Here is a 23,800-nt window from a genome sequence, read left to right as displayed (position 1 = left end):
ATGTGCCGCACGTCGGTTCGCCGGTGACCGGCGCGTCGGCGCGCTCGGCCGGGCGCACGGACATCTCCGCGACGGCGGGACGCTGCCTGGACAGGGCGACGAGGTTCGCCGTCGACGGCCAGGGCGGGGACGGGGCCTGGCGTGTGCCGTCCGAGCCGCGCGTCCTGGAGAACGCCGTCGTCGCGTGTTCCCTGGCCGGGGTCCGGCACGCGCAGGCGGCCCGTGCGCGTGCCGTGCGCTGGCTGGCCCGGGCGCGGCCCCAGGAGCACGACCCCTTCACGCGGGCCGTGGACGAGTGGCTCGTCGCGGTGGTCGCCACCGGGGGCGGTGCCGCCTTCACGGACCTGGCCGCGAAGGACGGTCCGCAGGCCAGGCGCACCCTCTACCTGCACGCGCTCGCCTGCGCGGCGGCCTCGCCCGGGGCCGACGCGCGCCGCCTGCTCGACCAGGTCGCCCGGGCGCTGGCGGCGGGGGGCGGGGCGCGCCGCAAACCCTGGCAGCGGGCCCTGCTGCTGGCCTTCGACACCATCGCCCGCACCGCTCTCGGCCTACCGGTCCCGGTCGGCCACGTCGAGGAGTTCGAGCGGGCGCAGAGTCCGGACGGCTCCTTCTACGGCATGCCGCTGGTCACCGGCATGCTGCACCTCGCCCTGACCCGGGCGACCCCCGGGCACCGGGTGACCCTGCGGGCCCGCGAGAGCCTGCTGGCCGATCAGCGTCCGGACGGTACCTGGCGCTTCCTGGTCAGCGAGGTCTGGGACACCGGCCTGCTGGTCCGCTGCCTGCGCGGCGACCGCCACTTCGACCGCGCAGCCCTGCCCCCCGCCCTGGCCTTCCTCGCCCGGGCCCAGAACCCGGACGGCGGCTGGCCCTGCACGGCGGTGCTCGACTCGGACAACGACACCACCGGCAACACCCTCCTCGCGCTGGCCGGCACCCCGCAGGCCGGGCGGGTCCGCACGGCTGCCACCCGCTACGCGCGCCGCCACCAGACCCGCGACGGACTGTGGAACACCTGGCTCACGCACGACGACACCCCCGCTCCGGACGTCGTCGCCCACATGGTCGCCGGCATCGGGGCCGCCGCCCTGCCCGGCCTCGATCTCGCCCGGGCCCGTACCTGGCTCACCGCCCACGGTGCCGACGGGCACTGGCCCAGCGACTGGTACATCCCCCCGGCCTACGGCGCGGCCGAGATCAGCACCACCGCACACCCCCACGCCCCGCACCGCCCCACCGTCGACGCCCTCCTCGCCGCCCAGCGCGACGACGGCGGTTGGCCGCGCATCGACGGCGAACCGTACTCCAGTCCGACCGCCACCGGTCTGGCCCTCACCGCCCTGGCCACCCACGGCAGCAGCCTCCCGGACGTCGGTGGCGCCATCGGACAAGCCCTGCGCTTCCTCGTCGAGACCCAGACCGACGACGGCACCTGGACCGACCGGCCCGTCATGTCCGGCCCACGGCCCCTGCTGACGGCCACCGGCACCCAGATCCACGCCCTGGCGGCCCGCGGACTGCGCGACGCCCTGGCCCTCATACGTCAGGAGCACCCGCCGTGCTGACCGACCACGCCCCCGCCGGCCTCCGCGTCGGCCTCGTCCCCGCCCGGCGTCCGGCCGCCGCGATCTTCGACTTCGACGGCACCCTGGTCGACACCGGAACCCTCAACACCGACGCCGTCCGCGCCTCCTTCGACGACCTCGCCCTCACCGTCCCCGAACCCTGGCTGCGCCAGGCGCCGCTGGCCGACCTCGGCGCCCTGCGTGCACGCCTGCGCGCCGACCTGGGCCTGGACCTGCCGTGCACGGATCGGGAGTTCGTCGCCCGCACCCGCGCCCACTGGCTCACCGGCAGCGTCCGTGCGCGGCCCGTGCCGCCCGTGGCCGCCGCCGCCCGCCACCTGGCAGCCACCGTCCCCATCGCCGTCGCCTCGGCCAACGACGGCCAGGTCGTCCGCGCGGGCCTCGCCGCCGTGGGCCTGGCCGACGTCTTCAACGTCGTCGTCGCCCGCGAACACGTCGCCCACCTCAAGCCCGCCCCCGACGCCTACCTCCTGGCCGCCGCGCGGCTGCACACCGACCCCCACCGCTGCCTGGCCTTCGAGAACACCTGCGCCGGAGTGGCCGCCGCCCACGCGGCCGGCATGCCCGTCATCGACGTCCGCCAGGACACCTGGACGGTCCGGCATCCCTGAACTCCCGCAGGGACACGGTCGCGCGGGTCAGGAGCGCCCGGCGCCGCGACCGCGCAGCGACGCGCCGCACCAGGCCAGGGTCAGCAGGCCGAGGGAGCCCACGAGCACGATCACCACGTGCGGCGGCAGGAACTCCGCGACCGCGCCGGCGGCGGCGAACCCCAGCCCCTGAGTGATCATCAGCCCCGCCAGCGTGATGGTCAGCGCCCGGCCGCGCAGCGCCTCGGGCGTCGCGTCGATCACCCGCTGGTCCAGCCCCATCGCGTACGTGAAGCCCAGACCGCACACCGTCAGCAAGGCGACCGACGCCCACAGGCCGGGGCGGAACGCGAAACCGAGGAGGGGCACGAACATCAACGCGGCGGTCGGCAGCATCATCCGCACCCGGGTCCCCGCGCTCAGCAGGGTCCCCGCGAGCAGCTCGCCGACCACCGAACCCGCCGGCGCGGCGCACAGCAGCAGCCCCACCGCGGCCGAGCCGCCGCCCAGTTCGTCCGCGTACGGGGAGGCCAGGGCCTCGGGCGCGACGGCGAACGCCGGCGGCAGCCAGGTGAGCAGCAGCAGCGGACGGAGCCCGGGAACCGCCAGCACCTGCCGCACACCCGACAGGGAGGCGCGGGCCACCGAACCGCGCGCGTCGCCCTCCGGCTGCCGGGCCGGACGACGCCGCACCCCGAACCGCAGCAGCAGGACCGCCAGCCCGAACGTCACCGCCGCCGCCAGCAGGGCCTGCGAGGACGTCATCACCAGCAGCAGCAACCCGCCGACCGCGAAGCCGATGATCTGGGTGCTCTGCGAGACCAGCCGCAGCAGGGACCGGCCGAGCGCGTATCCGGAGCCGGACAGCAGATCCGGCAGACTCGCCGCACGGGCGCCCTGGAACACCGGCGCGACGGTGCCGAGCACCAGCAGCAGGGCGAGCAGGACGGGAATCGGCATCCCCGGCACCGCCATGACGCCGACCACCGCGCAACTGACCGCCTGGCAGACCACCATGACGTCCCGGGCGGGACGCCGGTCCGCCACCGCCGACAACAGGGTCGCCCCGAAGACGTAGGGGGCGAAGCCCAGCGCGAACGTCAACGAGGACAGCAGCGGCGACCGCGTCCGCTCGTAGACCATGATCGCGAGCGTGATCTGCGCGACGACGTTCCCCAGCGTCGCGATGACCTGTGCGAGGAAGACCATGCGGAACTCGCGCACCGCGAGGACCGACCGGTACGTCGCCGGCACGACGGGGGCGGGCGCGAGGGGAGCGGAGGCGGCGGGATCGCTCTGCTGAGACATGGGACGCAGCATCCTGACCACCCCGGTGCGGGTTCAATGGATTCGGACACAGCCGAAACCACCGGCCCCTCGCGGCCCGTGAGCCACCCGGAAGGAGGCGGGAGCGGTCATGGCGGTGCAGTTGCTCGTGGAGACGGCCGACCTCCTGAAGTGCCGCTTCGCGCGCTCCCCCCTGTGGGAGACCGTCGCCGCCGTACGCACCCTCGCCGACCCCCGCCGCCAGACCTACCACCAGCCCTGGCTGAGGAGACTGCGGCCCGAACTCGACGAGGAACAACTCGCCCCGCTGCTGGCCCTCCTGCCCCACGCCGGATACACACCGGACTTCCTCACCCCGCCCCCGGACGGCCCCCTCGCGGAGATCGAGGACGAACTCGCCCGGGTCGCGCGGACCCCCCTCACCCACGTGCGCCGGGAACTCCACCGCTGCCTGCACGGCCCCGAACGCGCCACGCCTCCCCTCCCCGACGTCGCCGAGCGCCTCCTCGCCGACCCCGCCCGCACCCTGGACGGGCTCGTCACGCTGATCCGCAGCTGCTGGAACTGGCTCATCGCCCCGCAGTGGCCCCAGCTCCGGGACCTGCTCGACGCGGACATCGCCGTCAGGTCCCGTCAGCTGGCCGAGGGCGGACTCCTGCGCACGCTCACCGACCTCCACCCCACCCTCACCTGGCACGAACTCGGCGCACTCCACATCGCCGCCCCCCACCGGGCCCGGCACCCCCTCGGCGGCCAGGGCCTCCTGCTCCTGCCGAGCGCCTTCGTGTGGCCGGCGCTCACGGTCGTCGTCGAAGCACCCTGGCAGCCGACCCTCATCTACCCCGCACGCGGCATCGGCGACCTCTGGCACGCCGCGCCCCACCCCCCGGCCCCGCGAAGTCTCCAGCGCCTCATCGGACGCACCCGCGCCACCGTGCTGACCAGCCTGCACCAGCCCGCCTCGACCAGCTCCCTGGCCCGCGACCTCGGCCTCAGCCCCGCCACCGTCTCCGAGCACCTCACCGCGCTCCACGACGCCGACCTCGTCACGCGCTACCGCGTGGGCCGCACCGTCTACTACGTCGCCTCCGCCCTGGGCACGGCACTGACCGGTCACCCGCCCACGCCACCGGCGCCACCGCCGGACCAGCACGGCTGACGCCGCCGACGGCAACCCGCCCCGGGGTCCGCCCAACCCGGGGTCCGCCCACCCCGGGGGCCGCTCAGAACGGACGGGCCGGGGCCGGGCCGAGAGTCGTCGTGCCGGGCGCGGAGCGGTGGCCGAGGCCGGTGCGGTACGCGTCCAGCGCCGCCTCCGCCCGGCCCGTGCGCCGCAGCAGGTCGCCCAGCAGCCGGCAGACGTCCGCCAGGTCCCCGGCCGCCCCCGCCCGCTCCAGCAGCCCCATCGCCGTGACGTAGTGCCGCTCGGCGGCCTCCACGTCGTCCCGCCCCTCCGCCACCAGGCCCAGCAGCCGGTGCGCGCCCGCCCCGTGCACGGCGCCGCGCTCCGGGCCGAGCCCCGACAGCAGCTCCCGCAGCAGGTCCTCGGCCTCCGCGTCCTTGCCCCGGCGGTGCAGCACGTCGGCCAGCTCCACACCCACCTGGTGCGCGAAGAGCGGGGCCCGCCGCGAGGCCAGCATGTCCCGCGCCGTGCGGTAGGCGTCCTCCGCCCGCGCCAGATCACCGGACTGCGCGAAGACGTACCCGCGCATCCAGTGGCAGTGCGCCAGCTCGGTGCGGATCTGCAACTGCTGGTAGGCGTCCGCCGCCTTCACCAGCGCCGCGTCGGCCTCCGCCGCCCGGCCCTCGGCGAGCAGCGTCCGCGCCACACCCCGGTGCATCTGCGCCACCAGCGCCGGATCGGACACCTCCGGGGCCAGCGCCAGCGCCAGCTCCGCCGCCTGCGCGGCCCGCGCGTGCGCCCCCAGGTCCATGTACGGCGCGATGATCGCCGTGTACAGCAGCACCAGCGCCTCCGGGTCGCGCAGCCCCGCCGCGTTCAGCTCGTCCAGCGCCGTCTCCAACAGATAGCAGGCGTAGCGCAGTTCACCGGCCAGCAGATGCGTCAGCGCCCGCCCGCGCAGCGCCGGGACGCGGCGCGGCAGCGTCGCCCCCACCTCCGCCAGCAGCCTCTCGGCCGCCTCGAAGAGGCCGCGCGCCGCCGCCAGGTCACCGCCCTCCACCGCGCACTGCCCGCGCCCCACCAGCGCGGCGGCCCGCTCGGCCGTCAGCCCGTGCCGCCCGGCGTCCTTCTCCACCGCCGCGTAGCGCGCCGCCGCCTCCGCCGGGTCGGCCGTCGCCAGGCACCGCTGCGCCTCGGTGAGCCGCAGCCGCAGGTCGGTGGCCAGGTGGGCCGGACGCCCGCTGGTCAGCTCGTCCGGCGTGGTGCCCAGCCGCTCGGCGATGTGCCGCAGCGCCCGCTCGGACGGCTGTGCCTTGCCCGCCTCGACGGTCGAGATGTACGCCGCCGTGTACGCGGGCTCCGCGACCTCCCGCTGCGTCAGCCCCCGGGCCGTCCGCAGCCGGTGCACCCGCCGCCCCAGCGCCCCCGGCGCGTCGCCGTCGCCGTCGCCGGACCCGTTCCGGGCCACGGACCCGTTCCGGGCCACGGACCCGTTCCCGCCCGCCGAACCGTCGACGGCTCGCCGTCCCCCTCGGCCCACCGGGCCGGACGTTCGCGTCTCTGCCATGGGCTTACGGTAGACAGCCGGTCAACCCCGCCCCACCCCGGGTGAACCGGCGCCCGCGTCAGCCGGGCACCGCGCGGCCCTCCCCTCAGGAGTGGTACGGACCACACACACCGGAAGGCGCCCGCCGACCTGCAGTAGGTTGGCATCCATGTCCCCGCGTGTTCCGCCCCCGGCAGATTTCGAGGCCGTCTTCCACGCCTCGGTGTCACCGCTGCTCGTCCTCGACACCGAACTGGTGATCACGGACGTCAACCACGCGTACGCGACCGTGACCATGCGCGAGCGCGAGGAACTGATCGGCGTGCCGCTGTTCAAGGCGTTCCCGGCCAACCCCCACGACCCGGAGGCGGACGGCATCCCCAACTTCCTGGAGTCCTTCCGCCACGTCATGGACGAGCGGCGCCCGCACACGATGGACGTCCAGAAGTACGACATCCCGCACCAGGCCAGCCCCGGCGGCTTCCGGGAGAAGTTCTGGAGCCCGGTCAACAGCCCGCTCCTCGCCCCGGACGGCGAACTCGTCGGATTCCTGAACAGCGCCGAGGACGTCACCCTCTTCCACCAGGAGCTGCGGCGCGTCGGCCGTGCCTACCGGCGCACCGACACCCCCACCGCCCGCACCCACACCAAGGTCGCCCAGCGCGCCTACGCCCACCACCTCGCCCGGCGGACGCAGGACGCGGCCGACGCCCGCCGCGAGATCGCGGAGCTGAGGGCGGAGGTCGACCAGCTCCGCGACGCCCTGCACTCCCGCGCCACCATCGACCAGGCCATGGGCATCGTCCAGGCCGAACGCCGCTGCGCCCCCGAGGACGCCTTCCAGATCCTCGTCACCCTCTCCCAGCGCACCAACACCAAGCTGCGCGACGTCGCCGCCGCCCTCGTCCGCAGCGCCGAGACGGACCCGCCCGGCCCGCTCGTGCCGCACTCCGGGAACGGCTGACCCGCCCGGCCCCTCCCCGGGCGGCTCAGCCGCGCGGCCGGCCCCTCCCGGGGCGGCGCGCACCCGGAAGCGGCCCACCTCCGGCCTGAGAGAGGTGGGACGCCCCGGGACCGGCGCCGTTCGCCCGGCGCCGGTCGCCTCAGCTCACCCCGCGCGCCACAGGGCGGGCACGTTCGGCGGCTCCCAGCCGGCCTGCGCCGTGTGCGCCTGGAGGCAGACATACCCGGAGCCGCCGTAGGTCACCCGGTCGCCCGACCGGTAGGCCGAGCCCGCCTTCCAGGTGCCGCCGGGCGGGTCCGTGGGCGGATCGGTGGGCGGGTCGCTCGGGTCCTGCGGCACGTTGAGCACGAAGTCGAAGTCCGCCTCGCGCCCCCCGCCCACACTGCGCACCGCCATCAGCAGCCTGGGGTCGTACAGCGAGTCCGTGTTGTTGCGCGGCTCGCCGGGGAAGTACAGCTGCGTCGTCAGGATCGGACGGCCCGGCGCCTGCACCTTCACGTGGATGTGGCGGGTGCGCCCCGGATACAGGCCCGGCACGATCGTCGTCAGGCTGAACCGGCCCTGGGCGTCGGAGAACTGGTGCCCCCGGAAGCGGAAGCCGACGTTGTCGTACCCGCCGTTGTTGTCCGCCTGCCAGAAGTCCAGCAGCGCCCCGGACACCGGCCGGCAGGCCAGCCCGAACACGTACCCCGTCACCGTCAGCCGCGTGCCCGGCGTGCCCGCGTCCACCAGCGACGTCCGGCGCGGCGAGTTGGGCTTGAAGTACGGCCCCTCCATCTGCGGCGGCGTCGGGTCGTCCCCGTCGTCGCACATCGGCGTCAGCTCGGGGGTGCCGTCCGTCCGCGTGGTCAGCGTCCTGGCCAGCGCCGGCCCGCCCGCCAGCACCGCCGGCGCGGCCACGCCCACCGCCAGCGCCGCGCGCAGCACCGTCTTCCGGCTCGGGTGACGGGCACCCGTCCGCTGCTCGCCGCGGTCTTCGTCGTCCATGTCAGCTCCTTGTGGGGGGCGTCGGGGTCGGCAACGAAGCTACGCAGACCGCCCCGGCGGGGCGATGGACTCGATCCGGTGGTCGTGGTGCAAATCGGCGCCCCGCCGGAAGTCACCCGGGCTGATCCCCGTCTCCCGCCGGAAGAACCGGCAGAAGTACGCCGCGTCCGCCAGCCCCACGCGTGCCGCCACCTGCCGCACGGTCAGGTCCGTGCGGGCCAGCAGCCGCTTCGCCTCGTGCACGCGCGCCTCCCGCACCAGAGCGCCCGGCGTCCGGCCCGTCGCCGCCTTCACCGCCTCCGCCAGGTAGCCGGACGTGACGCCGATCCGGTCCGCGCACACCCGCACCGACCACAGCTCCGGCTCCCCCCGCCCCACCAGCCGCACGAACTCCGCCGCCACCCCGCCCGGCCGCCCGGACCCCGCCCGATCCGCCCCGGCGGCGGCCAGCCGCCCCACCCGCGTCACCAGGACGTGCAGCAACGCCCCGAGCACGCTCGCGAAGCCCTCCGCACCACCCCGGTACTCCGCGTCCAGCTCGGCCAGCAGCCGCCCGGTGCGTGCGTGCTCCGCCGCGTCCAGCGCCAGCCAGGGCCGCTCACCGGCCCGCCGCAGCACCTCCCGGTCGCCGGGGTGGTCCAGCAGGAAGTCCTCGGTGAACAGCACCACCGAACCTTCCAGCCCCACCACGTCCTCCCAGTGGTGCAGCTGCCCCGGCACGATCACCCCCAGGTGCGGCGGGCGCAGCTCCCACGGCGTCAGGTCGATGACGTGCCGCCCCGAGCCCCCGGTGACGTGGATGATCTCGTAGAACGTGTGCCGGTGCGGGAACTCCGCCCGCGACATCGGGCCGATGGAGTCGAACGTGCCCATCGCGAACGGCAGGACGTTCGGCATCGGCACCGCAAGCCGGTGCATCGGGAACGCCTGCTCCTCCTCACTCCCGCCACCGGGTAACACCGTCGTCCCGCGCACGCGCACGCCCTCTCCGCCTCAGGCCCCCGCTTTGAGGTCCAGACCAATCCTCGCCACGGTGCCACGCCCCACCCCGCCACCACACCCCCACGACGCGTCCGTCCCCACCCGACCCGGTCCCGCCACCCCGGGCCGGGCGTCCTACGATCGATCGGCCCGCCGCCCTCCCACCGCGCCCCGCCGCCCCCCCCAGGAGCCCGCCATGACGTCCTCACCCGCCGCGCCCACGCTCAGGCCGGTGCGCGGCGCACGCGAGGAGGACGGCCGGCGCCTCCCCCACCTGGCCTGGCGACTCGCCCCCGGCAGCCGGGTGTGCTCCTCCGCCGTCCTCGGCGGCGGCCTCGGCGCGCGCGACTGGGTCCTCAACGCCCAGGTCCCGCCCGGCTACCGGCGCACCGACCCGGCCGCCCACCTCGCCGACATCGCCGCCCGCGCCGGACTGCACGGCACCGGCGCCGCCCTCATGACCGCCGCCGACGTCGACGCCGCCACCGAGGCGCACGACGACGGCGTGCACGCCGTCGTCACCACCGGCCTCGGCGTCCGCACCTGGGCCGCCTCCCCGGCCGCCGGACGCATCGGCGCCCCGGCGGCCGGAACCGTCAACATCGTCGTCGTGCTGCCCGTGCCGCTCGGCGACGCCGCACTCGTCAACGCCGTCGCCACCGCCACCGAGGCCAAGGTGCAGGCCCTCCTGGACGCGGGCGCCGACTGCTCCGGCACCCCGTCCGACGCCGTCTGCGTCGTCGCCGCACCCGCCGCCCCCGGCCGCACGCCCGAACCTTTCGCCGGACCCCGCTCCCGCTGGGGCGCCCGCCTGGCCCGCGCCGTCCACACCGCCGTCCTCGCCGGAGCCGCCCCGGCGTGACGCCGCGCCGCCCGCAGCCCGGGGCCGCCACGCCCGGCCGCTACGGCACCCGCACCCCCGCCCCCGCCACCGGGGCCCCGACGACGGACGGACCCCACGGCTGGAACGCGTCCACCGGGATCGGCTGGGCGGAGAGGGAATAGAGCAACTCCGCGTCCCGCGCCGTGACTCCGACGTTCCGCCCCGACCGCAGCGACGCCAACTGCTCCTCCTGGAGCCCGTCATCCGCCAGCCACGCCCGGAACGCACCGCCGGGGTCCGGGCTCCCGTCCAGCACCGGACGCAGCACGGCGGTGGGGAGGGGACCCCGACCGGGCGCCGGGTCGAGCGCGTCGGCCAGCCGCGCCGCCTGCCCCCGCAGCCACCGCACCGCCAGCCGTGGAGTCCACGCCCGGTGGCGGCCGAGCACGATCTCGTGCCCGGCCCCCGCCGCGAGCGGATGCGCCGACACCGAGCAGAGGTACCCGTCCACCGCCACCCCGCTCACCGCCACGCCCCCGGAACGGCCCGATAGGGACGACTGACCAATTCCCGGTATGAATAATGCTCGGGGTGTGCGGAGAGGTGCCGCACAATCCATTGTCGTGCCCCCGACGGGTCCGTTCCGGGCCGCCCGCATTCCCCGCACACCGCGCACTGCGCGGCGAACATGACGTCCTCCGCGTCCGGTTCCTCGTCCGGCGCGATGCGGAACTCCCGAAACCGGTACGACACCCGTGACGCGCCCCTTCCCAGCCCGCCCAAGTGCGCCTCGATTTCCCGACTGAGCCGCTGGAGCCGGCCGCCCAGGCCGTCCGCCGCCGTCACCGGCCCGACCCCGCCCGCACGACCGCCACCAGCGCCTTCACCGTCTCGGGACGGCAACGCCCCAGCTCCACCAACGGCCGGGGCGGCACGCTCGCACACGAGGCCACGTCCAAGCCCAGGGACGGCAGCACGATTCCCGCAGCCCTCAACGCGGAATCCAGCTCCCCACACACCCGTTCGGCCCGCTCGACTTCATCCACCGGTTCCCGTCCCATCCGCCGTGCTTTCACGTTTCGCACTCACAGCATTACCGAACGGCGTAGGCTCGAAAAGCGGGGGCCTGATGACTAACTGTCAGTCATCCACGGCGGTTATGACCACCGAACAGTCATGAGGGGAACACACCATGGCAGTTGAAATCGAAGGACCGGACCCTTCGTCGTCCATGCTCGCCTTCTTCGGCTCCGAGCTCCGCCGACTCCGCACCGAAGCGGGCCTCTCCCAGGGCGAGACCGCGAAGCGCGCCCACACCACCCAGTCGATGATCAGCAAACTGGAGGCCGCCCAGCGCGTACCGTCCGAGGAACTGACGCGCGACCTCGACACCGCCCTCAACACCGACGGCCACCTCACCCGCCTCCACCCCCTCGTCCTCCGCTACGCCTACCCGCAGTGGTTCCTCCCGTACGTCGAACTGGAGCGGGAGGCGAAGTCGATCAAAACGTTCGAGAGTCAGGTCGTCCCCGGACTGCTCCAGGCCGAGGACTACGCACGACCGCTGCTGGCAAGTGGCCGCCCGGACAACCTAAACGCCCTCGTCGCGGCACGCCTGAGCCGTCAGCCGATCCTGGAGGACGACGATCGACCCCGCGCCTGGTTCGTCCTCGACGAACAGGTCCTCCGGCGTCCCATCGGCGGCCATCAGGTCATGGTGAGGCAACTTGAACGGCTGCTCACGGCGGGGGAGGAACCGAGGACAGTCATCCAGGTGGTGCCCGAACGTGTGACCGCGCACCCAGGAGTAGAAGGAGCCTTCACGGTGCTCAGCCTGGATGAGGCTCCGGACGTTCTCTACGTTGACGGCTTCTCGCAAGGTCGAATTGGGCTGGAAGCGCACGAACTCTCGCACGCCCGCCACGCCTATGATCTGCTCAGGGCCCAGGCCCTGTCGCACGAGGATTCTGCCGAGCTGATCCGTACTTACATCGTGAGGTACCGAACCAGATGAACACTGCGAAGGAACTGGCTGTCAGCTGGCGTAAGAGCAGCTACAGCAGCAGCAATGGTGGGAACTGCCTGGAGGTCGGTGTGGGCATCCCGGGAGTCATCCCCGTCCGTGACAGCAAGGACCCGAACGGCCCAGCGCTGTCGTTCACGGCCGGCGACTGGTCCGCCTTCGTCGCGGGGGTGTCGTCCGACCAGCTCAAGCCCTAATGATCGCGAAGGGATTCTGATGCCCATTACGTGGAGGAAGAGCAGCTACAGCAGCAGCAACGGGGGAGAGTGCCTGGAGGTCGGCGTAAGCGTTCCCGGCGTCATACCGGTCCGGGACAGCAAGACCCCCAACGGCCCGGTGCTGGTGTTCACCCCTGCCGACTGGTCCGCCTTCGTGACCGGCCTGACCTCCGAGCCTTCGAAACACTCATTGGAGTATCCGGGTCGACCCGGGCGCTGAAGCGCCTCAGCGCGCCGCTGTTGCCCGGCGGGTGCTGACACCGACTTCCCGACGTCGGTGAGAACCACCCCCTCCAGGTCGGCCGTCTCTCAAGGTCGGCCTGGAGAGTCCCTTTGCGTGCGCGCAACAGCGGTGACCGAGCGTTCGTCAACCAGAAACTCCGGTACAAGGACATCGGCTTCCTTGGCGGGCCAAGTCGGCAGGGCTCCTTCTGGCGCCAAGGTCATCGCAGCCGGTGGGACGGCCTGGCTGGGCCCGGCTGGATCGACGACCGGTGGCGGAACTCATGCGCGTGCTTGCGAGTCTGAAGGAGGTCCCCGGGAGCGCCGGTCGACGGAGTGTCCCGCAATCCGGCTCCACCGCAATCGGGGCACCTCAGACCAGTCCCGTCAAGGTATCGGTTTCCGCCTGCGGCCGGAATTCGCCCTCTGTCGCCGACCGTGGACGGTGTGTAGTTTCCCCGTGTCACAGTGCACGAGGAGGGGAACTGACGATGCCTGCGGTGACTCCGGAACTGGGCTACTCGTACCGGCTGAAGAACAAGCGCACGGGGCTGTACCTGACGAGTGCGGACTTCAGCCCGAGCAGCTACGCGACGATCTACCGGTCCGTCGCGAGCGGTCAGGGCCGGCTGGCTCAGACCTGGAACGTGCTGAGTCTGGACAACGGCGAGTACCTGATCGAACAGAAGGTCGGCGGAACCATTCTGACTGCGGACAACTACTCAAGCGGCACCGTGCGGGTCAACCTCGACAACCCGCAGAACACCTCGAACGTCGCCGTCCGCAACAGTCAGATCTGGATTCTGCGTCCGGAAGGTACCGGATACACGCTCAGCAACAAGAACGGCGGCCTCTTCCTCACCCCCGACGGCTTCGGCAACGGCAACGGTCAGGTCAACAAGTACTACCGGGTGTCCGGCAAGGACGGGGAGTCCCAGATCTGGGAGCTGGAACGCGAGGCCACCTACGACCGGATCACCAAGGCGGAAGTCGGCCCGACGAACAAGGCCGCCAACCCTGTCCCGGCGCCCACCGGGTACGCCAGGCCCAACCCCGACACGACTCCTGAGGTCCTCATCGGCACGACCGTCCTCCCCTCCCCCCTGGTCACCGACCACGCTCTGGGACAGGCCCGCAAGGCCCGGGAGAGCCCCTTCTACCTCCTCAAGAGGTACGGCTTCTACAAGGTCGTCTACTCCTACGACCACAGCGGCCAGATCGCCAAGACGGAGACCCAGAGCACGACCGTGGGCATGTCCACCACCAACGCCCGTGAGGTGGAGTCCACCACCGGAATTTCCGTCACCGCCGAAACCTCGATGGAGTACAAGGGCTTCTCCGCCTCCCTCAGTACCACCGTCAGCTATCAACTGCGGACCAGGGTCGCTACCGAGACCACCAAATCCAGCAGCACCACGGTCACGGTGGAGCGTTCCTACCCGGCCAACGGCAAGCGCTTGGCCCAGAGCATCTGGTTCCGTGCCGACCGCTACGTGCTGGAACGCACCGACGGCAGCAAGGTCATGGAGTGGCAGACCACCACCGACCAGGACACGGTCGACAGCGTCTACCCTCCCGCCACCGGCTGACAGCGGCACCAACCCGCTGAGACACCGGCCGTGAGAGCCGCAGACAGCACCACCCACCGGCGACATCGTCGGGTACTGCGGGGACCACCCCCGCGCGTGCGGGGAGCAGGGTCCGGGCGTGCCCCACACGACGACTCGGCGGGACCATCCCCGCGCGTGCGGGGAGCAGCCGGCGCAGGACTACATCGACTCCGACTGGGCGGGACCATCCCCGCGCGTGCGGGGAGCAGCCGCGTCTCGTGGTCGGTGAGCTGGTCCCCCGAGGACCATCCCCGCGCGTGCGGGGAGCAGAGGGACTCGCGTGCGACGACAACGAGCCGCGAGGGACCATCCCCGCGCGTGCGGGGAGCAGGCGTCGCCAGGGTCGAGAATGCGAAACGGCAGGGGACCATCCCCGCGCGTGCGGGGAGCAGACACCCTCTCTCCCCGGTACGCCGAGTGCTCACGGGACCATCCCCGCGCGTGCGGGGAGCAGCCGCAGGTCGTCCCCGACGGAGTCGACCCCTCGGGACCGTCCCCGCGCGTGCGGGGAGCAGAACACGCCCGCCAGCCCGTCCAGTTGTCGGGTGGGACCATCCCCGCGCGTGCGGGGAGCAGACTGCGTGACCTGCGGGTTTATGGTGTGCGACGCGAGTTTTCCATGACTTTCGCTGAGTCCGGCAAATCGCTCATAAGGTACTCGCTTTGTGGTCGGTGCGGGGTGCGGTGGCAGCTCAAAGGGGTCATCGTAGCGTTCGGGGTGACGTTCCTGCGGGCGCTCCGACGAAGTCGGTGGTCACCGCAGTTGGCCCCCGAACCGGGTGCGTCCGCCACCGTTTCCGTGTGCCTATGTGTCGAAGAGCATGTTGCGCGGCGGACGTTGTGGACCTCGACGTGGCCTGCCCGGCTCCGTGCCGGTCGATGGTGGAACGAACGCGTCACCGGTTGGCCGCGACTCTGCACGCTGCCAGTCGTCGCGACGGCGGTTCACGCCGGTCGCCGCGCCGGCCTCCTGCGCCTGCCGTCGTGGCACCGGAACGTGCCGCAGGGGAGCGGTGTGGCACCGGCGTGCAACGCCGATGCCACATGCTCGCCCCCCTCACCGGGTCAGGTCAGTTGATGAAGCCCCCGGACCAGCACGCGCCGTCTCCGACCCACTGGTGGGAGGAGATGGAGTCGTCCATGTCGGCGTACCAGAGGCCGCCGCCGTTGCCGTCTCCGCGACTGAAGTTGTTGTCCGTGAGCTTGTCGGCGTAGAGCTCGTTTCGCTTCAGGCAGCCGTAGCCGCTGCTCGTGAAGTCGTAGTTGTAGGCGTCGTAGAAGGCCACCGTGTCGTAGGCGTCCTGGACGCCGGTGTTGAGCACTGACGACGCCGCGTTGTTGTCCGAACCCCGGAACCCTCCGGCGCTGTTGCCCCAGTTCGAGTCGTTCCCCGGGCTGGAACCGAGGAGGCCGGAGCAGTCGTTCCCGCTGTAGGCCCGGACGTTTCCGTCGTTGGCGTACTTCCAGTACTCACTGTCGCAGCCGGCGCCCTGGGTGTCCCTCTCTCCGGCCGCAGCCGAGGACGCCGGGAGCAGAGGGCCGAGTGCGGTGGCGAAGGCCAGTCCGACGACGGCGAGGACGGGACGGGTTCTGCGCATGGTGATCTCCTTCTCCGTACCCGCGGACGGTCGCCGCGGGGGTTCGTGGGGGTGCGGCGAGGTCATGCCTGGGAAGAGATGACCTGCTTCGCCTGTTTCAGGGCCGCGAGCCGCATGTGATGGTGTGTGGTCAGCTCCTCGGCGTACTGCTGAGCCACGGGCGCCCGGTACTCGTCGTGCAGGGCGCGCGCGGTGTGGGCCAGCCCGGTGTCTCGGGCACAGGTGGCCTCCGCGACGGCGAGTCCGACCTCGACATCGTGTGCGTCCCGGGCGCTGAGGCCCTCGGTGAGCGTGGGGAGCTGAGCGCGGATGTGCGGGGGCTCGGCGTAGTCGTGCCCGGCCGCGCGCATGCAGCGGGCCCATGCCTCGACGGCGTCGGTGAAGCGTTCGTCCTGCACGAGGTCCGGCAGGTAGAGAGGCGCGAGGTTGCCGTGGACCTTGTCGACGCGGAACCACGTCTCCCGGTGGCCGTACAGCTCCTCCTGAGCCGTGGCGCGGCAACCGCCTCGTGCGGTTCTGATGGTGCCACCTCCGGGCAGCTCCACGGAGAGCATCCCCTCGGACGGGCGGCCCCCCAGGGCGGCGGTGTATGCCCGGAGCCGGTCCTCGGAGAGGGAGGCCCGGTACGTCAGGTTGGGGTTGTCCTTGCGGGCGGTGAGGACCTTCCGGCGAAGTTCGCCGCCGTAGCCGTGCTCGCGGGCCCACTCCACGTCGTCCAGGACGTAGCCGCCACCTCCGCCCGTTTCCGCGTCGGCGGGCTCGCTCGGCGTGTACCGGAAGCCGTGTTCGGCCATGCAGCGTGCGACAAGCAGTTCCTCGGCACGGTCCAGTCGGCTCTTCTCCCGGCCCGTCAGTTCGCGTCCGGGAGGCGCCTCCCTGGTAGCGGGGTCGCCGCCGTCACCGCACCCGGCGAGTGCCGCGCAGACGAGAGCGATCGTCGTGCCCAGAGCGGCGATGGTCGTTCCCCGCATGAGACCCCCTCCTGGTTCGTCCGAGACGACGCTACGAACGCGGGAGCCGCCGCCGAACCCTTTGCGTTGTGGCGCAAAGGTTCAGCGGCCGTGCACCAGAGCCGTACCGAGCGACGTGCGGACGTGCAGCACGTGCATCCCACGTCGGTCGGATGCGACGAGCCCGGCGCGCCGCAGGGCACCGGTGTGGCGGCTGACCGAGGACGGGGAGGTGTGGGCCCGCGTGGCGAGCACCGTGGTCGTCGCGGGCTCGTCCAGCAGACGCAGGAGCGCCGCGCGCGTGGCGCCGAGAAGTTCGGCGAGCGGGTCGTCCCGCCGGGAGGTGGTGCCGCACCGTTCGGGCACCCAGACGGGGCCCCGTGTGACGGGGTAGACCAGAACAGGCGTGAGGTCGGGGTCCGCCAAGGTGATCGGGTAGTAGTTGATGAAGAAACTGGGGACGAGGCAGAGCCCGCGTCCGTCGAGACGAATCTCCTTCGGGAAGGGGTAGTCGGCCTCCAGAACCGGGGGACGCCAGCGGAGGCGGGGCCCCAGCCGACCGAGCACGGCTTCGGTGCCGTCGCCCAGCGCGCGTTCCGTATGGCGCGTCGTCTCGCGGTCGATATGCGCCGCGACGGTCGTCCGGTAGGGCGCCAGGGCGACGGCGTGGTATCGGCGGAGCGCGACCCCGAGACGGCGCAGCGCTCGCGAGCGTCCGGCGGAGATGTCATCGAGCCAAGCGGGCGGATCGGTGCGTCCGTCAGCCAGGAGGGTGATCTCCTCTCGGAGTTGGCTCCGAGAGGTGGACAACACCTCCTCAACCCCGGCCCCGAAGTCACTGACCGGCCCGGCTGGCGTCAGAAAGTCCGGAAAGTAAGCGCTGATCGGGGAGAGGGCCGTCAGCAGATGAACGTCCTGACCGAGCCTCGCCTCGGCCAGCGCACGCCGCGTGACCCGCTGCCAGGGACCGAAGAAGGTGCTGGGCGAGACGAGATGGTGCAGGCTGAGCACGGTTTCCCACATGGCGTCGGGCCCGGTGGCGATGCGCAAGCGGCCGAGGTCGACATCGGTGAAGTGGATGCGGAGCACGGCCCTCCCCCGGTCCGGGCTGAACGCCCGCCTACACCGAACACAGTCTCTCTTCCCGTCGGGGCCGCCGACCACGCCCTCGGCAGCCCGCGCCCACCACAGGAGGAGGCAGCGTGGCGTACGAGTACGCCACGCTGCCCGTGGCGGGACCAACCCCGACCACCCCCGCGCGTGCGGGGAGCAGGCCCGGCTGCGGCAGCTACGCCACGAGAACCACGGACCATCCCCGCGCGTGCGGGGAGCAGGCCCGGCTGCGGCAGCTACGCCACGAGAACCACGGACCATCCCCGCGCGTGCGGGGAGCAGCGAATCCGGACGACGGCGGCAAGCTGGTAGCCAGGACCATCCCCGCGCGTGCGGGGAGCAGACGCCGACACGTCGCCGGACGGGCTGCGGGCGCGGACCATCCCCGCGCGTGCGGGGAGCAGCGAAAAGCGAGCGGCCCGGCAAGGTTCAGGTGGGGACCATCCCCGCGCGTGCGGGGAGCAGGCCGAATGCTGGGGCGCGAACTGCTGTCACCCGGGACCATCCCCGCGCGTGCGGGGAGCAGCGGGTCTCGTTGGCGAAGCGGGCCCAGTCGTCGGGACCATCCCCGCGCGTGCGGGGAGCAGAAGAGGTTCACCACCCGGTACTGGAAGCTGCCGGGACCATCCCCGCGCGTGCGGGGAGCAGCGGGCCTGCGCCGCGACCATCCGCTCCGAGGCGGGACCATCCCCGCGCGTGCGGGGAGCAGACTGCGTGACCTGCGGGTTTATAGCGTGCGACGCGAGTTTTCCATGACTTTCACCGAATCCGGCAAATCGCTCATAAGGTGCTCGCTTTGTGGTCGGCGTGGGGTGCGGTGGCAGCTCAAAAGGGCCATCGTAGCGTTTGCGGCAACGTCCCTGCGGGCGCTCCGATGAAGTCTGTCGCCGCTGCCGTCAGCCCGCTCAAACGGGGCGTCCAGTCTGCGTCGGTCAGGACGTTCGAGAGCCATCGTTCCCAGGCTGTTCCAGGCCGGGGATTGTGCACGACTGCTGCTGGCAAGTGGACATCTGTACGAACTTGATGGCCTGGTGGCTCCTGAGGCGACGGCCGATGCCTGTGGACCTCGTCGCTCCAGCGCATGAGGGCTCCGTCAACCTGATCGGTGTCTACGTAAAGGGGCCCATCAACGGGAGCGTGATTTCGCGGATCGGCCGGTCGAGTCTGTGGCGGGGCGCCTACGCTGAATGCTTAGGGATCGTGCTCGGGGAAGGGCCGATGTGGGGCGTGTTGTGCTGGTGCACGGAATTGCTCAACAGTTCGAGGGGCCGGAGCTGCTGTCGTTGCGGCTGGGGGCCGCGCTCCGTGACGGTGTCAGGCTGGCGTCGGGCATGGCGCTCCAGCCGGACGATGTGGCGTGTGCGTTCTACGGGGACGTCTTCGTCGAGCCGGGTAGCCGGTCGGGTGATCTGCCGCCGTGGGATGAGCACGATGTGGTGGACGGTTTGGAGGCGGACCTCCTTGCTGCGTGGTGGCGGCGGGCGGCCGAACTGGATGACGGGGTGTCTCCTCCTGATGAGGAGGGGACGCGGGGGCCGGCCGGGTTCGCCGTGTCTCGGCTGCTGCTGTCCCGGTGGGTGCGCGGGGCACTGAACGCCCTGTCGGAGGTGCGTTTCTTCCAGCCGGTGTCGAAGCGGATGCTGGTGGCGGAGTTGAAGCAGGTGCGCCGCTACATGGACGAGCCCCAGGTTCGGCGGGCGGCCCGTGCTGCGGTGGGGGATCAGATCGGTGCGGACACGCGGGTGCTGGTGGCGAATTCGTTGGGGTCGGTGGTCGCCTACGAGACGTTGTGCGAGAACCCCGGGTGGCCGGTGACGGATCTCGTGACGGTGGGGTCGCCGCTTGGACTGCCGGTGGTCTTCCGTCGCTTGAGCCCGTTGCCGGTGGAGGGGCGTGGGGCGTGGCCCGGTGGTGTGGTGCGCTGGACGAACGTGGCCGATCCCGGTGACGTCGTCGCTCTGGTGGGCTCGCTGGCCTCGCGTTTCGTGTCCGGCCCCGCAGGTTTGGTGGAGGATCGGACGATCACCAACGGCGTACGGATGCACGACTTCCAGCGCTACCTGACCGCCCCGAAGACCGCGACCGCCGTCGCCGCCGGTCTCCAGGCGGCGCCGGCATGACGACCACCACAGCGGCCGGACAAGCCTTACCCGGGCGGCGGTACTTGATCGCGGCTGGCGTCGGCCGCTTCCACAACCCGGGCCTGGACGCTCTGCCCGGCGTCGAAACGGATGTGCGGCGGGTCCGAGCCCTGCTGGAGCCGATGGGGTACGAGTCCGTCCTCACCCGGCTCGCCCACGATCCGGCCCGGGACGACCTCGTGGAAGGCATCGAGGACTGGGCCCTGGGGACCTGCCTGGAGCCGGAGGATGTGGTGGTGGTGTACTTCGCCGGGCACGGCGTCTGCGAGGAGGACCGCCACTACCTGCTGTGCACCGACAGCAGGCCAGGCCGCACCTCGAGAGCGCTGGCGGCCGAAGATCTGGCCCGCCCGCTGGTGATGAGCAAGGTCGGCCACCTGCTGGTCATGCTGGACACCTGCTACGCCGGAGCCGGGACCGCGGACATCAGCCGGCTCGCCCTCGGTCTGGCGGACCTGCACCGCGGGCGGGCCAATCGCTGGCACCTGGCCGCGGCCCGTGCCAAGGAACGCGCCAAGGAGAACGTCTTCGTCGACGCCCTCGGGGACGTCTTCGCTCACCGCCGTCATGGCGCCAGCCAGCAGTTTATGAGCGTGCGCGAGGTCACCGAACGCGTCAACGCCCACTTCAAGGTCCACCGCCCCCGCCAGCAGGCCCGGCTGACCACGACCGAAACTGACGGCCAGGACCCCTTCTTCCCCAGCCCTCTCTTTCTGCCCGGTTTACCGGCCGACGGCATCGACCTCGCCAGCATCGCCGGGCTGCGCCGCCGCCACAGCGGGCACTTCGGCCCGCGCAGCCGCGGTGTGGAACACGCCGGCGAACGCGGCGACTACTTCACCGGTCGCGCCCGCGCCCTGCACGAACTCACGGCGTTCCTCAACTCCCCCAGCCGTGATCACGACCGCAAAGCGCGTGTCATCACCGGAGACCCCGGCTCGGGCAAGTCCGCCCTGCTGGGTCGTCTCCTGACGCTCACCGACCCCGATACCCCGGAATCCGGAACAAGACAGGCGGGTGCCGAGCCTTCGTCAGTCGTCTCCCGGCTGGTGATCGTCCTGCACGCGCGCCGGGTCACGCTGGACGACCTGGTGGCCGACCTGGCCTCGGCCCTGCGCCTGCCCGCTCCGGCCGACCGCGACGACGTCCTGGCTGCGATGGCCGACAGGACTACACCGGTGGCTGTCGTCGTGGACTCCCTCGACGAGGCCGGAACCGCCGGCGACACGAGGGAGGGCAACCGCATCGCCCGCGAACTCCTCCACCCCCTCTCGTTCCTGCCCCCGGTACGGCTCGTCGTCGGAACCCGTCGCCCCCAGGTTCCCTCCCTCGGCCATGCCATCCAGGTCATCGATCTCGACAAACCCGCCTACATCAGCCGAAACGACATCGCTGCCTACGCCCGCGTCCTCCTCGAAGACACCCAGGACCCGGACAGCCGCTCTCCCTACCGCCATCGGCCGGACTTGGCCGCCACCATCGCCGATGGCATCGCCGCACGCGCACGGTTCTCCTACCTAGTGGCCCGGATGACCGCCCGCGCCCTCGTCCACGGCCAGATCCACATCGACACCACCCAGCCGGAATGGCGCGAACGCCTGCCCAGCGACGCAAGGGAGGCCTTCGCTGCCTACCTCGACCGCTTCGGCGACGACAGTCCCAAGGTGGAACGGCTCCTGCGCCCGCTGGCCTATGCGCAGGGTGCCGGCCTGCCCTGGTCCACGATCTGGGGACCGCTTGCCGAGGCCCTGTCCGGTCGGCCCTGCCCCCAGGACGACCTGGACTGGCTACACCGCCATGCCGGGGCCTACATCATCGAAACCCCCACGCCGGACGGGTCCGCCTATCGCCTCTTTCACGAGACCATGGCCGAACACCTGCGCCGTACCAGCCACGAACACGACGACCACGCCACCATTGCACGCACTCTCACCACCCTGGTCCACCATGATCCGGCCACCGGCGTGAACGACTGGCACGCAGCCCACCCCTACGTCCGCCAGCACGCGGCCTCGCACGCCGCGGCAGGAGGCACCCTCCCCACCCTCCTGAACGACCCCGAATACCTCGTCCACGCGCACCCCGCTGCCCTACTCCGTGCCCTGGACACCACCACCGGTAGAGCCGACCGCACCACCGCAGCCGTCTACCGCGCCTCCGCAGCCGTCCACGCCCCACTCGCCCCATCCGCCCGCCGCGACGTCCTCGCCATCGACGCCGCCCGCTACCAGCAACCCGACCTCGCCACGAGCCTCGCCCGCACTCGTCCCTGGACACCCCGCTGGGCCACCGGCACCCTCGTCCACCCCTCTCACCGCGCCACCCTGACCGGCCACACCAACCCAGTGAACGCGGTGGCCGTGACAAGACTCGACGGCCGCCCCCACGCCGCCACCACCAGCCGGGACAAGACGGTGCGGGTGTGGGACCTGACCACCGGCACCGAGCGCACCACCCTCACCGGCCACACCGACGGAGTGAACGCGGTGGCGGTGACAAATCTCGACGGCCGCCCCCACGCCGTCACGACCAGCAACGACGGGACGGTGCGGGTGTGGGACCTGATCACCGGCACCGAACACGCCACCCTCACCGGCCACACCGACGGAGTGAACGCGGTGGCGGTGACAAGACTCGACGGCCGCCCCCACGCCGTCACGACCAGCCGGGATGAGACGGTGCGGGTGTGGGACCTGATCACCGGCACCGAGCGTGCCATCCTCACCGGCCACACTGACCCGGTGAGAGGAGTGGCGGTGGCGGAGATCGACGGCCGCCCCCACGCCGTCACGACCAGCAACGACGGGACGGTGCGGGTGTGGGACCTGATCACCGGCACTGAACACGCCACCCTCACCGGCCACACCGACGGAGTGAACGCGGTGGCGGTGACGAATCTCGACGGCCGCCCCCACGCCGTCACGACCAGCAACGACGAGACGGTGCGGGTGTGGGACCTGACCACCGGCACTGAACACGCCACCCTCACCGGCCACACCCACGGAGTGAACGCGGTGGCGGTGACAAATCTCAACGACCGCCCCCACGCCATCACCACCAGCCACGACAAGACCGTGCGGGTGTGGGACCTCACCACCGGCACCGAGCGCACGGCCCTCACCGGCCACACCAACTGGGTCAACGCGGTCGCGGTGACGGAGATCGACGGCCACCCCCACACCATCACCACCAGCAACGACAAGACGGTACGGGTGTGGGACCTGACCACCGGCACTGAACACGCCACCCTCACCGGCCACACCCACTGGGTCAACGCGGTGGCGGTGACAGATCTCAACGACCGCCCCCACGCCATCACCACCAGCCACGACAGGACCGTGCGGGTGTGGGACCTCACCACCGGCACCGAGCGCACGGCCCTCACCGGCCACACCAGCTGGGTCAACGCGGTGGCGGTGACGAATCTCGACGACCGCCCCCACGCCATCACCACCAGCCGGGATGAGACGGTGCGGGTGTGGGACCTGACCACCGGCACTGAACACGCCATCCTGACCGGCCACACCGACGGGGTGAGAGGAGTGGCGGTGACGGAGATCGACGGTCACCCCCACGCCATCACCACCAGCGCAGATGAAACGGTGCGGGTGTGGGACCTCACCACCGGCACCGAGCGCACGGCCCTCACCGGCCACACCAGCTGGGTCAACGGGGTCGCGGTGGCGGAGATCGACGGCCGCCCCCACGCCGTCACTACCAGCAACGACGAGACGGTGCGGGTGTGGGACCTGACCACCGGCACCGAACACGCCACCCTCACCGGCCACACCGACGGGGTGAACGGGGTGGCGGTGACGGAGCTTGACGGCCGCCCCCACGCCGTCACCGCCAGTTTCGACAAAACGGTGCGGGTGTGGGACCTGCTTTCAAACCGCGTTGTCGCAGTGCTTTCTCAACCTCTGGCGGTCTGCGCAGGCGCGGCACATCGCGGTGACATCATTCTCGGCATGGCCAACGAAGTCGTGGTGCTCCAGCGCAACACTGGTAAGTAATGATGGCAATCCGCCGGACTCGGTG

20 protein-coding genes and 2 CRISPR repeat arrays are annotated in these 23,800 nt (G+C 72.0%); of the genes, 11 read left to right on the top strand and 9 right to left on the bottom strand.

Annotated elements, in window-relative coordinates; genetic code table 11:
* Positions 1 to 2 precede the first annotated feature (2 nt).
* Positions 3 to 1,565: a prenyltransferase/squalene oxidase repeat-containing protein gene (locus tag IF129_RS02540; RefSeq protein ID WP_191207732.1), complete on the top strand. Its 1,563-nt coding sequence runs from the start codon at positions 3 to 5 to the stop codon at positions 1,563 to 1,565.
* Positions 1,559 to 2,197, top strand: coding sequence for an HAD family hydrolase (locus IF129_RS02535; protein WP_191207731.1), 639 nt, complete (start codon positions 1,559 to 1,561; stop codon positions 2,195 to 2,197). Before IF129_RS02540 ends, IF129_RS02535 begins: the two co-directional genes overlap by 7 nt.
* A gap of 27 nt (positions 2,198 to 2,224) precedes the next feature.
* Here the strand turns inward: IF129_RS02535 and IF129_RS02530 are convergent, their stop codons facing one another.
* Positions 2,225 to 3,484 carry an MFS transporter gene (locus IF129_RS02530; protein ID WP_224754211.1) on the bottom strand — a complete coding sequence of 420 codons (1,260 nt, stop codon included), beginning with the start codon at positions 3,482 to 3,484 and terminating at the stop codon, positions 2,225 to 2,227.
* Between the two features lie 109 nt (positions 3,485 to 3,593).
* Between IF129_RS02530 and IF129_RS02525 the strand changes: the two genes are divergently transcribed.
* A complete protein-coding gene (locus IF129_RS02525) occupies positions 3,594 to 4,622 on the top strand; it encodes an ArsR/SmtB family transcription factor (RefSeq protein WP_191207729.1) in 1,029 nt (342 codons plus the stop codon).
* 64 nt (positions 4,623 to 4,686) lie between these two features.
* Here the strand turns inward: IF129_RS02525 and IF129_RS02520 are convergent, their stop codons facing one another.
* Positions 4,687 to 6,153: a helix-turn-helix domain-containing protein gene (locus tag IF129_RS02520; protein ID WP_191207728.1), complete on the bottom strand. Its 1,467-nt coding sequence runs from the start codon at positions 6,151 to 6,153 to the stop codon at positions 4,687 to 4,689.
* Between the two features lie 148 nt (positions 6,154 to 6,301).
* Between IF129_RS02520 and IF129_RS26660 the strand changes: the two genes are divergently transcribed.
* Positions 6,302 to 7,096, top strand: coding sequence for an ANTAR domain-containing protein (locus IF129_RS26660; RefSeq protein WP_191207727.1), 795 nt, complete (start codon positions 6,302 to 6,304; stop codon positions 7,094 to 7,096).
* 144 nt (positions 7,097 to 7,240) lie between these two features.
* Here IF129_RS26660 and IF129_RS02510 read toward each other — a convergent pair whose 3' ends face one another.
* Positions 7,241 to 8,083: a dioxygenase family protein gene (locus tag IF129_RS02510; RefSeq protein ID WP_191207726.1), complete on the bottom strand. Its 843-nt coding sequence runs from the start codon at positions 8,081 to 8,083 to the stop codon at positions 7,241 to 7,243.
* A gap of 39 nt (positions 8,084 to 8,122) precedes the next feature.
* Positions 8,123 to 9,001, bottom strand: a complete 879-nt coding sequence (locus tag IF129_RS02505) for a helix-turn-helix transcriptional regulator (protein WP_191207725.1) — start codon at positions 8,999 to 9,001, stop codon at positions 8,123 to 8,125.
* A 259-nt stretch (positions 9,002 to 9,260) separates the two neighbouring features.
* Between IF129_RS02505 and IF129_RS02500 the strand changes: the two genes are divergently transcribed.
* Positions 9,261 to 9,926: an adenosylcobinamide amidohydrolase gene (locus tag IF129_RS02500; protein ID WP_191207724.1), complete on the top strand. Its 666-nt coding sequence runs from the start codon at positions 9,261 to 9,263 to the stop codon at positions 9,924 to 9,926.
* A gap of 40 nt (positions 9,927 to 9,966) precedes the next feature.
* Here IF129_RS02500 and IF129_RS02495 read toward each other — a convergent pair whose 3' ends face one another.
* Together IF129_RS02495 and IF129_RS27145 are read right to left on the bottom strand one after the other, a co-directional pair.
* On the bottom strand, positions 9,967 to 10,413 hold the full coding sequence (locus IF129_RS02495; RefSeq protein ID WP_191207723.1) for a hypothetical protein: 447 nt from the start codon (positions 10,411 to 10,413) through the stop codon (positions 9,967 to 9,969).
* Positions 10,410 to 10,640 carry a DUF7848 domain-containing protein gene (locus tag IF129_RS27145; RefSeq protein ID WP_450162837.1) on the bottom strand — a complete coding sequence of 77 codons (231 nt, stop codon included), beginning with the start codon at positions 10,638 to 10,640 and terminating at the stop codon, positions 10,410 to 10,412. Before IF129_RS27145 ends, IF129_RS02495 begins: the two co-directional genes overlap by 4 nt.
* Positions 10,641 to 11,079: 439 nt before the next feature.
* Here IF129_RS27145 and IF129_RS02490 point away from each other — a divergent pair, with 439 nt between their 5' ends.
* The 4 genes from IF129_RS02490 (at position 11,080) to IF129_RS02475 (ending at position 13,939) form a co-directional block, all read left to right on the top strand.
* Entirely contained in the window at positions 11,080 to 11,901 is an 822-nt protein-coding gene (locus IF129_RS02490; RefSeq protein WP_191207722.1) for a helix-turn-helix domain-containing protein, read from the top strand.
* The gene (locus IF129_RS02485; RefSeq protein WP_191207721.1) at positions 11,898 to 12,107 is read left to right on the top strand and encodes a DUF397 domain-containing protein; all 210 of its coding nucleotides are present in this window, start codon (positions 11,898 to 11,900) and stop codon (positions 12,105 to 12,107) included. Before IF129_RS02490 ends, IF129_RS02485 begins: the two co-directional genes overlap by 4 nt.
* 19 nt (positions 12,108 to 12,126) lie before the next feature.
* Positions 12,127 to 12,348 (top strand): DUF397 domain-containing protein, encoded by a 222-nt coding sequence (locus IF129_RS02480; RefSeq protein WP_191207720.1) that lies wholly within the window; start codon positions 12,127 to 12,129, stop codon positions 12,346 to 12,348.
* Positions 12,349 to 12,841: 493 nt separating this feature from the next.
* Positions 12,842 to 13,939 (top strand): RICIN domain-containing protein, encoded by a 1,098-nt coding sequence (locus IF129_RS02475; protein WP_191207719.1) that lies wholly within the window; start codon positions 12,842 to 12,844, stop codon positions 13,937 to 13,939.
* Between the two features lie 80 nt (positions 13,940 to 14,019).
* Positions 14,020 to 14,536: a CRISPR direct-repeat array (repeat unit 29 nt; unit sequence GGGACCATCCCCGCGCGTGCGGGGAGCAG).
* A 494-nt stretch (positions 14,537 to 15,030) separates the two neighbouring features.
* On the opposite strand, the gene IF129_RS02470 is transcribed toward IF129_RS02475, so the two are convergent.
* From IF129_RS02470 to IF129_RS02460, 3 genes are all read right to left on the bottom strand, one after another.
* On the bottom strand, positions 15,031 to 15,558 hold the full coding sequence (locus IF129_RS02470) for a hypothetical protein (protein ID WP_191207718.1): 528 nt from the start codon (positions 15,556 to 15,558) through the stop codon (positions 15,031 to 15,033).
* Between the two features lie 62 nt (positions 15,559 to 15,620).
* Positions 15,621 to 16,529 (bottom strand): hypothetical protein, encoded by a 909-nt coding sequence (locus IF129_RS02465; RefSeq protein WP_191207717.1) that lies wholly within the window; start codon positions 16,527 to 16,529, stop codon positions 15,621 to 15,623.
* 81 nt (positions 16,530 to 16,610) lie between these two features.
* A complete protein-coding gene (locus tag IF129_RS02460) occupies positions 16,611 to 17,558 on the bottom strand; it encodes an ArsR/SmtB family transcription factor (protein WP_191207716.1) in 948 nt (315 codons plus the stop codon).
* Positions 17,559 to 17,752: 194 nt separating this feature from the next.
* Positions 17,753 to 18,330: direct repeats of the CRISPR family, unit length 29 nt; unit sequence GGGACCATCCCCGCGCGTGCGGGGAGCAG.
* A gap of 523 nt (positions 18,331 to 18,853) precedes the next feature.
* Between IF129_RS02460 and IF129_RS02455 the strand changes: the two genes are divergently transcribed.
* Positions 18,854 to 19,741 (top strand): antibiotic ABC transporter ATP-binding protein, encoded by an 888-nt coding sequence (locus IF129_RS02455; protein ID WP_318153499.1) that lies wholly within the window; start codon positions 18,854 to 18,856, stop codon positions 19,739 to 19,741.
* Positions 19,742 to 19,785: 44 nt separating this feature from the next.
* Complete coding sequence (locus IF129_RS26655) at positions 19,786 to 23,775, top strand: caspase family protein (protein WP_191207714.1); 3,990 nt, start codon at positions 19,786 to 19,788, stop codon at positions 23,773 to 23,775.
* The last annotated feature ends 25 nt before the right edge of the window (positions 23,776 to 23,800 follow it).

Source organism: Streptomyces chumphonensis, from assembly GCF_014779715.1.
GTDB lineage: Bacteria > Actinomycetota > Actinomycetes > Streptomycetales > Streptomycetaceae > Streptomyces > Streptomyces chumphonensis.
The sequence above is the reverse complement of the archived record's forward strand: the minus strand, read 5'-3'. Positions and strand labels throughout refer to the sequence as shown.